Consider the following 13514-nt stretch of genomic DNA (forward strand, 5'->3'; position numbering starts at 1 on the left):
AAGATGATAACGCTTAACACCTCAGATTTACTCTTTGTCAAGCTTGAAAACGATAGTTTCGGACAAACAAAATCGGCAGATCCCCTGGATATCAATTCAGGATATTTGGGCGCGGCATATCTTGCAGCATCAATGGCACAGATCGACGATTCTCAAGATTGGCGGCAGGTCACAATGAAGCAGCTAAACCATATCTTTAAACAGCTCGGCGCAAGCAAATATTCACATGGTGGAATGCTCGGTGGGCTTGCTGGATTGGCACTATTGCTCCAAACCTCCAAACAGGATCCTGCCGAATATGTGGGTGCATTGCATAAAATCGAAACACGGCTACTGCATCACGTCCGTTGTAGTTTGGAAAAACTACAAACCAGTATTGGTATGCCTAGGTTCGATTATGATTATGCGATTGGGCTGACTGGAATTCTTTACTATTTTGAGCTTTTCCCACCCGCCGAAAGAGAACAACAGGAACTTATTACCGGTGCACTGCAATATTTGGTTGGCGTAGCTAAATCGAGTTTTGATGAGTTCTTTTGGACGCCGTCAATTGCTGTTCCCCACGAGGTAGTGCAACAGGAACCAAAAGCCGCTTTTGGAATTCTTGATTTTGGACAGGCCCATGGAATCAGTGGTGTGTTAGGGCTCTTTCTGGCACATGTGCAGCGTACAAAGGACCATAGTGTTCAAGAGGCTATTCCAGGGCTGCTGGCCGCGCTAGTTCGAGGATATGACACTTCAATTGTTCCCGGTATTCCGTACTATCTTTGCGGGCATCCAGAAAGCGAATCGTGGCTCAATGATGAACCAGTAGGTTTTGGATCCGGCCCCACTGCACGTAATGGTTGGTGTTACGGTTTGCCAATTTTAGAAATTTATATGGCGAACTATGGTTTAGCTATTCCCAAACGCCTCGAGTTGAGTTTTACGTCGCCAGAGTACGTCGATCCACGAACTGGCGGTTTTGATGGGCCAGGATTGTGTCACGGAATTGCAGGGCGTATGGCATTGAACTATCTCATGCGTAAACCAATTCCTGATATTTGGTGGGAGAGAGCAGAACAACAACTTCAAGCATTGAATGATGTGGAGAATTCCGGACTCGATTTCGGGTTTTGGGATGGAATTGGCGGTCTGCAAATTGTGGTGCAAGCGATTTCTCAATCCAAGCCGTTGCCAAAACAATTACAAATTCTGGGGCTTCCATATGAACACATTGCGTTGTAAAGACGTCAGTTTTTCATACCCTGATAAGCCGGTCCTATCACATTGGTCTCAATGTTTCCCGCCAGGAAGCTCTACAGCAATCATTGGGCCAAATGGCTCAGGAAAAACGACATTACTGAAACTTTTAGCTGGTCTAGTAATACCAAATAGCGGTTGTGTGGCTTATGGGGATTGGACTACAGCACATGATTGGCGCCAATTTCGTTCGCGGATTGGAATGAGTTTATATTCTGAGCGCAGTTTTAACTTTCGGCTTAATGGATACCAGAATGCAGAGTTTATTGGCGCGCTAAATGGATTACATAAAGCCGAAGTGTATGAGCGAATCGAAGAGTTGTTCTCCAGATTCAATGCTGCAAAATTCTTTGAAACCAGGTTCAGTGACTTGTCCCTCGGGCAGCGCAGCATATACGGACTTCTGGTTGCGGCTTTAACATCGCATGGAATTGTCATTTTGGACGAGCCAACAAGCACGTTAGATGTGCACAACAGGAGAATTGTGTGTGCGATGATTAAGGCCCTCACTGCGGGTGGACACATTGTCATTACATCGACGCATGATTCTGATTTGGCTGATGCTTCTGATTTTGTTATCAACTCTGAGGGGTTTTTGCGATGATTGTTGACGCCGTGGCGCTCATCGTGCCTCAAATGAAACGTTTTTGGAGGGAAAAACGCACCTATAAAACACAAATGGTGCTTACGATGTTGTCCTCAATTGTCGGCCTTGTTCAATTCGGAATTCTCGGCATGTTTATTTCTCAAGGTGGTTCGCTGCCAGGGTTGGATGCTTATGGAGGCAATGTCATTGGTTTTATGGTGACCGGAGCGATGGGATCATCAGTGTTATTTATGTTGATGAATGTTCCAAAAGATACGATTCGTGAAGAGCAGCGCACCGGAACTCTAGAAATGATTATTATGTCCAAGCTTGGACTGCCCACCATTATTGTGACACGGTTATTGGTGAATTTGCTTTCAACGTTAGTGAGCAGCACGGTAGTTATCACGTGCTTCTTTGTGATATTTCATGTATCGTCCAATGTGAACTGGTTGAATCTATTGCTCACCGTACTAGTCGGGTTCGTGCTTATGTCATCAATCGGCTTATGTGCAGCGGGTTACATCCTCAATTCGAAAAGTGGCGAACCATTTACGTGGACGATGACCGTGATTGTGGGATTATTTTCCGGCGTAATGTTTCCGGTGGAATTTTATCCGGAATGGATTCAATCTCTAGCATTCTATATTCCAACGACCTCGGTAATGTCGGCGTTGAGACTTTCAACTTTAACCGAGTCAAATTTATTCGAAACCTGTAATGTGCTAATTCCAGCAATTGTTTGGATATGTATCTTACTGCCACTAAGCCTGTATGTTTTTTGTTGGGGAATGCGAAAAAGCCGGATTAGTGGAACGATCGGTAGTTATTAGCTATACGGAGCATTGAGTTTCGCGGAAAGGAGTCTTCCCATGAATCGCGCAGTAACGATGTTAGCCCCTGTTATGTTGGTTATTTCATTATTTCTTCTAGTTGCGAGCTGGTTTGCCATTGTGTTTGGAGTCCTCGCTGTTCTTGCACTACTAGTCTCTGGTGTTTGTATCAAATTCGCAGGGACTGTGCAGGCGAAGAAGCTTAGTATTGCAGCGCTTTTTATGAGCCTGCTGGCAATTGCTATCGCGGGCATTGGGACATTGCTAATGATGTCAAATGTGCGCACTGAATGTGGGGCCTTAGATCCCGCATCGGAGGCTGGAATTACCTGCTTTAATCAGCAGTATTCCGCAAGTAAAGGTCTCCACCATTTGTTGTTCGAAAAGTAGTTCATTTGAAAGAGAATAGGTTACTCATGCTCCGTTATAGCGCGTTTAAAAAAGGGTTGGTTTGTGCATTATTTGGTGTGGTGATGTGTAGCGAGATTGCAGCTGCACAGGAGAATATGCAAAATCTCATTGGTGTTGGTGAGTTGCCTGAGGGAGTGTATTCAGAGCCATATACATTTGAGTCAACGAATACGCAGGATGCTGCCGAATTGGTGCTTTACGGATTCACGGCTTCAACGGGTGATGGTTTTTGTAGTGGTATTTCACTAAATGAACATCAGTTTTTAACTTCACAGCATTGTACTAATGCCGCCACTTCCCTCGAGGATATGAAAGTGTTTGGACATCCCGATGCAATAGTCCAGGATATTGAGGATCTGCCGGGTGTTGATGCGACGGTAGTCACCCTTAAGAACCCGGTGTTTAGCCATCATTGCACTGAGTTTTCTGAATCAACCGTGCGGGTGGGCGAAAAGATTGATTTATACACTTTTGATTTTTCTAAGAACAAGCCAAATAGTGAACAACTCAACGTTGAACAGGTCGATTATGTAGGTAATAATCCGGAGCTGGGGATTACTTCGCATGATTTGCTTCGTGCATCTGCGTTGGATGGTACAGCTACACAAGAAGGTGATTCGGGTGCGCCGGTGTTTATGCAGCGAGAAGATGGAGGCAAAGCATTGGCGGGAATTGTTGTCGGAGTTTCTAAAAAATATGGCGATGTTATTGTGCAGCCGATCGAGCCGTTGATTGATGACGTATTGGAGCGTGGTTCGTACTGTGGTGAATAGCTACACTGGTAGGTGTGTTTGCGAAGCGGCCAGCCTTAGGCGATTTTCTTCTAGCAACATTGGTGAGCATTGTCGCCATGTTTTATGTCTGGGTTGCTTGGGCAAATACCATTAGTGCACGGCCAGAGTCACCACAAATAGCGATTGTTGTTTGGGTACATGCCACCATTGCGGTGCTGCTTATCGGCACCGCTTTATTTATGCGCGTATATCCGTTGGTGTGTGCAGTTCTTACATTGGTTTTGCTGGGGTTTTGGTCGCTAGCATCGATAAGTGTTTTGCCAATTAATACCGGTTATCCGCCTGTACTATTCCTTGCATTGTGGGCTCTATATTGTGTGTCTCGTTCGGAACAAATTTCGCAATGGCTTATCGTTACCTTGGCCGTTGTGGCGGGTATTGGTTCGGTTTTTTCGCCAATTATGTGGCGGCTTTCTAATACCGGGGGCTTGGAGTATCGCACTGGCGATGAGATGTTGAGTTGGCTAGGGCTGCATTGGGTGACAATTATCTCGCTTGTGCTTTTTGCTTGGCGGAGAAAAAGCCTAGAAATTTCTCGCAGGGAAAGCATTATGCGTAGCCGGGAACGTGAGCATTTGCGTATTGCATCAGAGATTCATGATGTATTGGCGCATTCGCTCACATTGATTCGGATGCAAGCTGCAGCGGGACTATATAATCCGGATTCAGCGAAAAGCAATTTAGAAACAATCCATAAAGTTTCTGGTGATGGCATTGCGGAAGTGCGGATGATTGTGAATGCATTGCGTTCGGGAAATATTGAAGTGCCAGAAACGATGCATTTGCTGGATGTAGTTGATCGGTTTTTATCTGCTGGTTTACGTATTGAAGCCGATATTGATGCCTCAACGCAGCAGTACTCGCCGATTGTGCAATTGGCATTGCATCGAATACTTACTGAAACATTGACAAATGTGCTAAAGCATCAGGGCGTAGATACCCATGTGACCTTGTCAGTACGGGATGTTGAAGAGCATATCGAAGTGCGAGTTTGTAGCCGTACACCGGCAAAAATCACGCAACGTTTCCCCTCATCAGGAGGCTTTGGATTAGAGGGAATTAAAGAGCGTTGCGTGGCACTAGGGGGAGAGTTTGAATTTCATTTTGAACAGAATACGGCTAATACGTTTGCTTGGCTGCCAAAGGATCCACAATGACTATTCGTGTACTCCTCGCTGATGACCAACCACTTCTAGCTTCTGCTCTGGCCACAATTATTTCCTCGCAATCTGATATGGAGGTAGTGGCTACTTGCTCAGATGGGCAGAGTGCAATCGATACTATTAGGGAGCAACCTGTTGATATTGCCATTCTGGATATTCGAATGCCCGGCAAAGATGGTATCCAGGCATTGCAGGAAATCAACCGAATCGCACCAAATATTCGGGTGCTTATGCTCACTACGTTTAATGTCCCGGATTTTGTCGAGCGTGCATTGGCTGCGGGGGCGCACGGATTTCTATTAAAAGATGCCGAACCAGAAGTATTATTGCAAGCGATTCGCTCTGTTTATAAAGGTGAATCGGTATTAAGCTCTGGTGTAACTGCCCATGTTATTAAGGCATGGCGGAAAAATTTACGCAAGGATTCGCAACCGCTGGCACCGGAAACTCAACAAGGTTTAAGCTTATTGACGCCCCGCGAAGCAGAGATCCTAGCATTGATTGCGCAGGGTAAAACGAACCCAGAGATTTCAAGCGAATTGGTAATTTCTGCCACCACGGTAAAAACACATGTTTCACATTTGCTGGCGAAATTGAATTGTCGGGATCGGGTGGCATTGGTTATTGTGGCCCGGGAAGCTGGCTTGCATACCACTGAGTGATTCTCCTACCAGAGTAGGAGATGCAAGTTCGTGCCGTGGTTGGATTACTTTTTTGCTGAGCTTCGCCACAATATAAGTATGAAAACAGCAATTGAACTCCAGCAGATATCCGTTGAACTTGGCGGATCTAGGATCCTTAATAATTTGTCCCTAAGGGTTTTTTCGGGGAGGGTACACGCTTTATTAGGGCGGAATGGTGCGGGTAAATCCACTGCGTTTAAAGCCTTGTTGGGTTTGGTGCCTGTGCAAACCGGTGCGGTAAGTGTGTTCGGTAGGCCCGTGACGTCGGAAAGCTTGAAATATATTGGGTCTTCTATTAACGGCCCAGCCCTCTATGATCATCTTTCGGCGCGGGATAATGTGAAAATTCATGCACTGTTATTGGGGTTGCCCAAAACAGAAATCGATCGCGTGCTTACGCTTGTCGGGCTGGCGCAAGCCGGGAAAAAGAAAGCGAAGTCGTTTTCTACTGGAATGCGGGCACGGCTGGCACTGGCAATCGCAATGTTAGGCTCGCCGCCCATTTTGATTTTGGATGAACCACAAAATGGCCTTGATCCACAAGGAATTACGGATCTTCGGCAATTCCTACAACAGTGGGCGCGCGCTGGTGGCACCGTGTTGGTTAGCTCTCACCAGCTTGGGGAAGTGTCGCGCCTTGCTGACGATATCACCGTAATTGATAGTGGGACCACGGTGTTTTCCGGAACCGCGGAACAATTCCTGCAGGGAGAGGATCTGGAATCCCGCTTTTTGAGTATTACTGGTCAGAATGAGGGATTACAATGAACGCAACAGCATCACTTCTGCAGTATGTTCGAGTGGAGGGGATACGGTTACAGTCCTCCCCGGTACTGTACTTTTCGCTCATCGGACTTATATTCGGAGCGTTAAGTTTGGTGCTATCGGTTGGTGCGCAAAATGCGGGCTTTCAGTCGGCGGCATTTTCCTGGCAAGTCATGTATTTCACTGGCATGGCGGCTCCTCTAATGATGGTGTTGGCGGGACTTTCTGAACAGCGTGAGCTAGCTGCTCGCAATGGTGGAATTACCTGGAGGGGTGCTTCCGCCTATAAGGATCGCCTGGCCAGGCTCCTCGGAATTACATTCGTTTCCGCATTAGTTCAATTATTGAGTTTTGGCAGCGTGATTTTATTTGGTGCGCCCTTTACCAATGGGGTTATCGCAGCGACTTATGCATGGATCGGTTCCTTGGGTTTATTGGGAATCGGCGCGATTGTAGCCCGCAGGCTAGGCACTATAGCAGCCCTTATCACAGGAATAGTATGGCAGTTAGTTGGTACTGCTTTTGCGGAATCTACCTGGTGGTGGCTGATTCCACCGACTTGGCCCATTCGTATTCTCTTAGTTCCAATTGGCGTTCAAGTCAATGGTGTTCCAATGGAAGCTGGCCATCCCGCACTGGATGAACCAGCATGGTTTGGGGTGGTGCTTTGCATTGTCTTTGGCGTTGCGACGTTCGCGGTTGCTACGCGAGTCGGGGAGCGCCAACCATCTAGAAAACCTAAGGTTGTTCAGGGTCCGAAAGTTGAAGTAACAAAGCCATTTGAGATGAATTCGGTAGCTGCGATTACCCCAACTGGGCAACGTAGCGCAAGGACATTTCCTCTTGAAGCATTTATGCTTGCTTTAAAAGGCAGCGGCGTGGGGATTTGTATGGTTCTTTCCGCAGTGGTCATTATTATCGCTGCTGGAACGTACACGATCGAAATAGTGAGCGGATTTTTTAGCTTTATTATTGTTCCGCTTGGGGCAGGAATTTTGCCGGTACTTGTATGGCGGGTACTTCAGGATACCTATACGCTAATGCATATTGAAAACCCGAAAATTACGCCCGGGATTGCAATTATGCAAACGCTTGTTCTGGGTGTTTTGGTGGCAATTGTTAGTGTGTGTTTATTGGGTGGTGGATATCCCGTAATTGCACTTGCGGGAAAGATTTTATTGTGGATGCTGGTGGGAACTACCTTATTGTGTTTAGCCTTAGCATTAACTGTAAGGTTTGGTCCCGGGGCGTCGATAGCCGCAATGGTTTTCTGGACCATTATTGCGATTACCCTAGGCGGAGACGTACTGGCAGAAACATTCTTGTGGATCATTGCGTTTCCAGTATGGCCGGAATTGGCGAGCACATTGGCGAGGTTCTTGATCGCACTGCCATTGGCTGTGCTCACCACGCTTGGTAGCTGGTATCTACTTATGCGAACTTTGAGGGCGCATCGTCGCACTTCATAGCACTAAATTTCAATCACGCAGGAATTTGGCACCCCAATATCCCCGGTAGCGGCGACCTGAACCTGGCGCAAGTTCTTGGTTTCCTCCGGGGAAAGGGTTGTTATTTTTACTAATTTTTGTTGCTCATTTGCTTGGCGTTCCTCTTCGCCTCGGTCTGTGTAGCGAAGGGTATAGTTCACCTCGTCGCCGGGCTGACCCCGATAGATAAGTTTTGCCGATCCATCGGTTTGGTATTCCAAGCTGACAATATACGGCGAACAAATACCTAGTTCGCTTACATCCTTAATGACGGGCTGGTCCGGGTCACGGCCAAGAAAAAGGTCATTAGCATTCGGGAGCGGTACATTGTTGGCAGAACAAGAAGTTATCAAAAACACTGCAAATAGCGTTAAGTAAACTCTAGACAATGTTTGTGCCTTACTAGAGCGCCAGATTCAACAACCAAGATAGCTAAGTGAAGCCGTGAATTTGCATGAAAACGAGCAATCAATGACGAAATATACTTTTTTACTGTCGCTTCCGAGTATTGTAAAGTACGAGCTATTTCGGCATTTGATTTTCCGCAGCAAAGGTTCTCAAGCACCCGTTTTTCGGTCTCATTAAGTGCCATAAATATACTTGTTACTGGGCAAGATTCTGCTGGTTCTATTTCACTTTGGTAGATATGTTCTACAAGCCGATTAAGTAGTTTTGGGGAGATTGCAATTCCACCGTTTGCCACTGTCTGAATGGCTGTGACAAGTTCTTTTGGACTCGCGCTTTTGAGAATATAGCCGGCGCCACCGGCTTGAAGTACTTTGAGCATGGTGGTGTCATCGTCGAGGGTTGTAAGCGCTACAAACGGGGTGGGAATTTGTGAGAGACGCATGTTTTGAAGAAGTGTGATTCCGTCCATATGTGGCATACGTAGTGCGGCAATAACAATATCAATATCAAATTGCTGAAGCATATCCAGGGCCTGGAGCCCATTCTCTGCTTCGCCTACAATTTGCATTTCGGTATCACGTGATAAGTAACGTTTCACTGTTGAGATTGCTAATGGATCGTTGTCTGCTATAAGTACACGGAGTTTTGCTACGGGTTCGCTATGCATTCAAATACTTCCAATGTTAGCTTGCTCGATCGGTTTGCTTACCAAGCAATGTTACATCGAGCCTAAAATACGGGGGTGGATGATATTTATAGTGAAAAATGTATCTTGGTTGTTTTGGTTCAAATTGTGCAGATTACATATGTGCTACTCGCTCTGCATTGCTTGTATTATGATGTAATTCAGTGGGGAATATTTGTACTGCATATACCGTGAGATTAATTGGCTCGGCTGATACATAGCATGAGAAGCGGACACTAAAATATGCAGATCTGTTCTATAGGTCCGTGTTTGAGGCCGTTTTCATTGGTTTGTAGCGGTTTGTGCTTAAAAGATGGGGGAAATTTGGTGTTAGTTTTTCCGCATTGCCAACCTTCCAGCGGCGACTTGTCCCAGGCTAAGGCCCCCATCATTGGGTGGCACAATGCGGTGGGTGAGCAAAGTATTTGGAAGCTCTTCTTGTATTGCCTGTACAAGCACTTGGTTAAGGGCACAGCCACCTGTAATTCCGGGAATCTCTGCTTTTGTTTCTTTAAGCTTGGCTGCGACGATCTTTGCAATCGCATGATGGAACATATAGGCATCCTTTGTGCGAGCAAGTTCCATAAACGCTTCTGCAAATGTATTTGCGGAGCTGAATTTGCCGGAGGTTGCCTGTTGTTCAAACCACATGGCAGCTTGGGCTTCGTAGGTATTCTTGATTTCTGGGTCGAGGACGGCGGCCGCGGCGTCGAAAATACGGCCCATGGAGGTTGTGGGAATCACTCCAACTCCTGACCGTAGTTGCGAATCCACAAGTGGGTGATGGCCAGGTAAATCAAGGCCCCATGCGTGTGTAATCCCTTGGAGTACCCGCCAAGGTTCACGAACTGCCAGATCGCCACCAACCAATGGGAAAGGCGGAATATGCCAGAGGCGCTGCCAGGATGGGCCATCAACTCGTATAAGCTCCCCACCCCAGATAGTGCCATCGGTACCGTACCCTGTTCCATCGAGTGTTGCCACAATTCCACTGGTTAATCCATGTTCGGCGAGGAGTGCATAGGCGTGTGCGGCATGGTGCTGTACCTGTAGCAGTGGAATATCGTATTGATCGCAGAACCGTTCAGCCCATGCAGTGGTGGCATAGTTGGGATGCAGATCGCACACTACGAGTTCAGGTGTGGTGCGGTGGATTGCGAGCATTTGCTCGATTGAGCGTTTAAAAGCCTGTTGGGATGCTAATGATTGCATCTCCCCTATATGGGCGGAAATATGGGCGAATTCATCTACCGCCAAAGCGAATGTATTTTTGAGTTCTCCGCCGACTGCAAGGATTGGTGGGCCTTTGGGAATCGGTATGGGTAATGGTGCCATTCCGCGGCTCCGGCGAATAGGTGTGGTCCCGCGCACTACCGAATCTTCAACAGGCAGGTAAATATCGCGGTCATGCATAACAAATGCGTCCGCCAGGTGGCAGAGTTTCTCCCGTGCATCCTCGTTGGTGTAGCACAGCGGTTCCCCTGGAGCATTACCAGAAGTAGCAACCATCGGGGACGTCACTAATAATTCATGCAGTGGGGTGTAGGGTAGCATGGTGCCTACTTCGCTGAGCCCAGGGGCTATGCCTTTAGTGGCGGTTCCGGGCCCAATCCGGATTGGGCGGACAGCATCGTCGCTTCCGTCGTAGGGAATCATTATTGCGAATGGTTTAGCGGGACGCCGTTTGCGCGCACGGAGTTCCGCAATTGCTTGGGCATTATTAGCGTCGCACATAAGGTGAAATCCGCCGAGCCCTTTGACCGCCAGAATTTTCCCTTCGGCAAGTAATTGTTGTGCCAAATAAATTGGGTCATCAACGATTGTTTCGCCGTTGTATTCGATCCATATTTTCGGTCCGCAATTCCAGCAACTAATCGGTTGTGCGTGAAAACGCCGGTTTTTAGGGTTTGTGTATTCGGTTTTGCATTCTCCGCACATTTCGAATTTCTGCATTGTGGTATTTGGTCGGTCATATGGGAGATCGTGAATAATGCTGTACCTAGGACCACAGTTGGTGCAATTAATAAAGGGGTAGAAGTAGCGGCGGTTCGCTGGATCAAACATTTCTTTTCGGCAGTCTGCACACATCGCCACATCTGGTGGCAAGAGTGACCGCGCGCCGGATGAATGTTCGGAAGCGACAATATGGAAACCAGTTTCCTCCACGGGTGTGATTTCAGTTTCCGAATATGTGAGCACCTGCGCCAGTGGTGGCAGGGTAGATACCATTTCTGTAAAGAAGGCTGTGATCGTGTCAGGTTTGCCTTGAACTTCTAGAAAAACGCTGGAGTCATTGTTCCCGCAGAATCCAGAAATCGTATACGCTGCAGCAACCCTAGCAATATGTGGCCGAAACCCCACACCTTGAACTACTCCGCGCAGAATATATCGTTTCCGGATAACGCTCATGATTAGACACCTTAATCGGTGGTGCGATTCGGGGCTGATTTAGTGCGCATTATGAAATATTTTTGGTTAGCCTATGAAATATGTGTTTGCCGCAATGCTTTTCGTGTGTTCGTTGGATCCTAGTATTTGCGACGTCCCTAACTTTGGTGTTAGTTCTCGCTTTACCGCCAGTTGCCACCGCTGAAGAACATCCAGCAACGGCGGTAATCGTTGATGCTTCGGGTTCTATGCTTGCTGAAGATGCAGGTGGCCAAACGCGTATGGATGCCGCCAAGCAGGCAGCGGAGGAACTTTTTAGTGAGCTTCCTGTTGAGCAGCAGGTTGCTTTACTTACCTATGGGACCGAAACCGGTAGCTCCGATGAAGAAAAAGAATTAGGCTGCCAGGATGTTCGTACTCTAGTCCCCCTTGGTGGTAATCGAACAGAAATCATAGACCAAGTGAAAAGCCTGCATCCGCGCGGCTATACACCCATAGGTGCTTCACTCCTGCAGGCCGAAAACGAGTTACCCAAGGAAGGGCCCCGTCAGATCGTTTTGGTTTCTGATGGTATTGATACCTGTGCACCACCACCAGTATGTGAGGTTGCCAAAGAGATTAAACAGCGCGGCATTGACATCGTAATCAATGTTATCGGCCTCAATGTAGATGAGCAGGCTCGTACAGAGTTGCAGTGTATTGCACAAGAAGGGGGTGGCTCATATGCCGATGCCCAAGATGCTGCTTCGCTCAAGGAACAATTGGTCCTAAAAACTATGCGAACCCTGCAAAAATACCAGCCAGGTGGTGTCCCGGTACAGGGCGCCAGTGATATAGCAGATGCGCCGCTCTTGGAAGTTGGTGGGCTTAATAATGGAGTTCCGGATCCTACTCATTATCAGGATGTAGTGGCAGCCGAGCAGACTTTGCACTATAAGGTCAAGGTTGCGGAAGGGGAGCAAATTATCGCCAGCTTTATCACGGTTCCGCCGGATACAGCAGGCGGCGAAGTCGGCCATTTTGCACGTCAGGAGGTCGAGTTTACTGATGCCCACGGCACTAAATGCGTACAAGAGTACAAAGTAAATCCTGCCGCAAATGAGTTCAAAAGCCCATTGACTAGTTTTGTGGTATCAAAGCCGGCTGGAGAATCCTGTGCGCCAGGAGAACTCTATCTTCGTATGGTACGAAAGGGGTCTCTTGCGGCGGAGAAAAAGTTGCCCACGGAGTTTACACTCTGGAAAATGCCCCAGCTAGAGGTTGCAGAAACCAAGATTGAAACAACGGAGACCTCTCCTAATTTAGAAGTGGGTGAAACTCAAGGCCGCTTATCGGCTGCGTTTGGTCCGAGTCAGGCTCAGGTAGTACAGCCAGGTGCATATGATGTGGAGATCGTGCCGGGTGAAATGCAGTGGTTTAAAGTGCCGGTCCAAGAAGGCCAACGCTTACAATTGCTTTTCGACGCCCCGCCATTTGAGGTTGAAAACCCGGAGGTTGCGTTTACTGAAATTAGGCGAACGCTCGATTGGGTTGTTCTAAATCCGGTGTATACCCCCGTGAATCTGGAAACCTTTGAAGGGTCGGAAAGCTTCAGCACTATCCACAAACTTACCTTGAGCGATATGGAATCCCGGCGTGGCTATAGTGTTAGTGCTCCTCTGAACTGGGGAAATACCAAGAATAACAACTATTCCAGAGGTTTTCTCTCAGGGGAACAAATCGTGGGTATTCGTTACAATACGCACTTCCGTAATGCCGATGAACAAACCAAATCATTGCCTGTGAAATTCAAGCTCGGCATCGAAACCATTGGCGAACCCAGGGTGCAGCCTACATTGAGCTATCAGGAAACCTTAGGGGAAGGGACGTCGAAAAGCACTGTCACTGAAACCACTGAAGAGCGTGGTTTGGGCGTAGTGGCTGCGTTGGTATTAGGTGCACTTGGTGTGATTATTGTGGCAATTCTTTTGTTTGGTATATTGAGGATGGTTCAGGGGAAACGGTAATTATTCCAAGCTTCTGAATGGGGGTGATATTGTAACCTTTTGTGTATTTTAAAATGTGGCCAG

13 protein-coding genes are annotated in these 13514 nt (G+C 47.4%); 10 read left to right on the forward strand and 3 right to left on the reverse strand.

All coding sequences use genetic code 11. The features are described from left to right. Positions 1-3: 3 nt before the first annotated feature. The 9 genes from CFREI_RS02705 to CFREI_RS02745 all read left to right on the forward strand — a co-directional run bounded on the left by CFREI_RS02705 (position 4) and on the right by CFREI_RS02745 (position 7946). A complete protein-coding gene (locus tag CFREI_RS02705; protein ID WP_027012464.1) occupies positions 4-1227 on the forward strand; it encodes a lanthionine synthetase LanC family protein in 1224 nt (407 codons plus the stop codon). Next, positions 1208-1846: an ATP-binding cassette domain-containing protein gene (locus CFREI_RS02710; RefSeq protein ID WP_169719147.1), complete on the forward strand. Its 639-nt coding sequence runs from the start codon at positions 1208-1210 to the stop codon at positions 1844-1846. The genes CFREI_RS02705 and CFREI_RS02710 overlap by 20 nt, the downstream gene beginning before the upstream one ends. Beyond that, positions 1843-2661: an ABC transporter permease gene (locus CFREI_RS02715; RefSeq protein ID WP_027012466.1), complete on the forward strand. Its 819-nt coding sequence runs from the start codon at positions 1843-1845 to the stop codon at positions 2659-2661. The genes CFREI_RS02710 and CFREI_RS02715 overlap by 4 nt, the downstream gene beginning before the upstream one ends. Before the next feature lie 39 nt (positions 2662-2700). Continuing rightward, positions 2701-3051, forward strand: coding sequence for a hypothetical protein (locus tag CFREI_RS02720; RefSeq protein WP_027012467.1), 351 nt, complete (start codon positions 2701-2703; stop codon positions 3049-3051). A 26-nt stretch (positions 3052-3077) separates the two neighbouring features. Further along, positions 3078-3845 (forward strand): trypsin-like serine protease, encoded by a 768-nt coding sequence (locus CFREI_RS02725; RefSeq protein ID WP_027012468.1) that lies wholly within the window; start codon positions 3078-3080, stop codon positions 3843-3845. A 14-nt stretch (positions 3846-3859) separates the two neighbouring features. Further along, positions 3860-5023 (forward strand): sensor histidine kinase, encoded by a 1164-nt coding sequence (locus CFREI_RS02730; protein ID WP_051255914.1) that lies wholly within the window; start codon positions 3860-3862, stop codon positions 5021-5023. Next, positions 5020-5691, forward strand: a complete 672-nt coding sequence (locus tag CFREI_RS02735) for a response regulator (protein WP_027012469.1) — start codon at positions 5020-5022, stop codon at positions 5689-5691. Before CFREI_RS02730 ends, CFREI_RS02735 begins: the two co-directional genes overlap by 4 nt. Before the next feature lie 78 nt (positions 5692-5769). Next, a complete protein-coding gene (locus CFREI_RS02740) occupies positions 5770-6480 on the forward strand; it encodes an ATP-binding cassette domain-containing protein (protein WP_027012470.1) in 711 nt (236 codons plus the stop codon). Further along, entirely contained in the window at positions 6477-7946 is a 1470-nt protein-coding gene (locus CFREI_RS02745; protein ID WP_084170726.1) for an ABC-2 family transporter permease, read from the forward strand. Before CFREI_RS02740 ends, CFREI_RS02745 begins: the two co-directional genes overlap by 4 nt. A 2-nt stretch (positions 7947-7948) precedes the next feature. Here the strand turns inward: CFREI_RS02745 and CFREI_RS02750 are convergent, their stop codons facing one another. From CFREI_RS02750 to CFREI_RS02760, 3 genes are all read right to left on the reverse strand, one after another. Further along, entirely contained in the window at positions 7949-8323 is a 375-nt protein-coding gene (locus CFREI_RS02750; RefSeq protein ID WP_027012472.1) for a hypothetical protein, read from the reverse strand. An 11-nt stretch (positions 8324-8334) separates the two neighbouring features. Further along, positions 8335-9039 (reverse strand): response regulator transcription factor, encoded by a 705-nt coding sequence (locus tag CFREI_RS02755; RefSeq protein ID WP_027012473.1) that lies wholly within the window; start codon positions 9037-9039, stop codon positions 8335-8337. Between the two features lie 348 nt (positions 9040-9387). Then, the gene (locus CFREI_RS02760) at positions 9388-11466 is read right to left on the reverse strand and encodes a carbamoyltransferase HypF (RefSeq protein ID WP_027012474.1); all 2079 of its coding nucleotides are present in this window, start codon (positions 11464-11466) and stop codon (positions 9388-9390) included. A gap of 80 nt (positions 11467-11546) precedes the next feature. Here CFREI_RS02760 and CFREI_RS02765 point away from each other — a divergent pair, with 80 nt between their 5' ends. Then, positions 11547-13451 (forward strand): vWA domain-containing protein, encoded by a 1905-nt coding sequence (locus CFREI_RS02765; RefSeq protein WP_084170727.1) that lies wholly within the window; start codon positions 11547-11549, stop codon positions 13449-13451. Positions 13452-13514: the final 63 nt, after the last annotated feature.

Source organism: Corynebacterium freiburgense, from assembly GCF_030408815.1.
In the GTDB taxonomy this organism is placed as follows: domain Bacteria; phylum Actinomycetota; class Actinomycetes; order Mycobacteriales; family Mycobacteriaceae; genus Corynebacterium; species Corynebacterium freiburgense.

Coding starts and splice junctions, on each gene's coding strand:
- CFREI_RS02705 (WP_027012464.1), top strand. CDS start 4: ATGATAACGCTTAACACCTCAGATTTACTCTTTGTCAAGCTTGAAAAC.
- CFREI_RS02710 (WP_169719147.1), top strand. CDS start 1,208: ATGAACACATTGCGTTGTAAAGACGTCAGTTTTTCATACCCTGATAAG.
- CFREI_RS02715 (WP_027012466.1), top strand. CDS start 1,843: ATGATTGTTGACGCCGTGGCGCTCATCGTGCCTCAAATGAAACGTTTT.
- CFREI_RS02720 (WP_027012467.1), top strand. CDS start 2,701: ATGAATCGCGCAGTAACGATGTTAGCCCCTGTTATGTTGGTTATTTCA.
- CFREI_RS02725 (WP_027012468.1), top strand. CDS start 3,078: ATGCTCCGTTATAGCGCGTTTAAAAAAGGGTTGGTTTGTGCATTATTT.
- CFREI_RS02735 (WP_027012469.1), top strand. CDS start 5,020: ATGACTATTCGTGTACTCCTCGCTGATGACCAACCACTTCTAGCTTCT.
- CFREI_RS02740 (WP_027012470.1), top strand. CDS start 5,770: ATGAAAACAGCAATTGAACTCCAGCAGATATCCGTTGAACTTGGCGGA.
- CFREI_RS02745 (WP_084170726.1), top strand. CDS start 6,477: ATGAACGCAACAGCATCACTTCTGCAGTATGTTCGAGTGGAGGGGATA.
- CFREI_RS02755 (WP_027012473.1), bottom strand. CDS start 9,039: ATGCATAGCGAACCCGTAGCAAAACTCCGTGTACTTATAGCAGACAAC.
- CFREI_RS02760 (WP_027012474.1), bottom strand. CDS start 11,466: ATGAGCGTTATCCGGAAACGATATATTCTGCGCGGAGTAGTTCAAGGT.
- CFREI_RS02765 (WP_084170727.1), top strand. CDS start 11,547: ATGTGTTTGCCGCAATGCTTTTCGTGTGTTCGTTGGATCCTAGTATTT.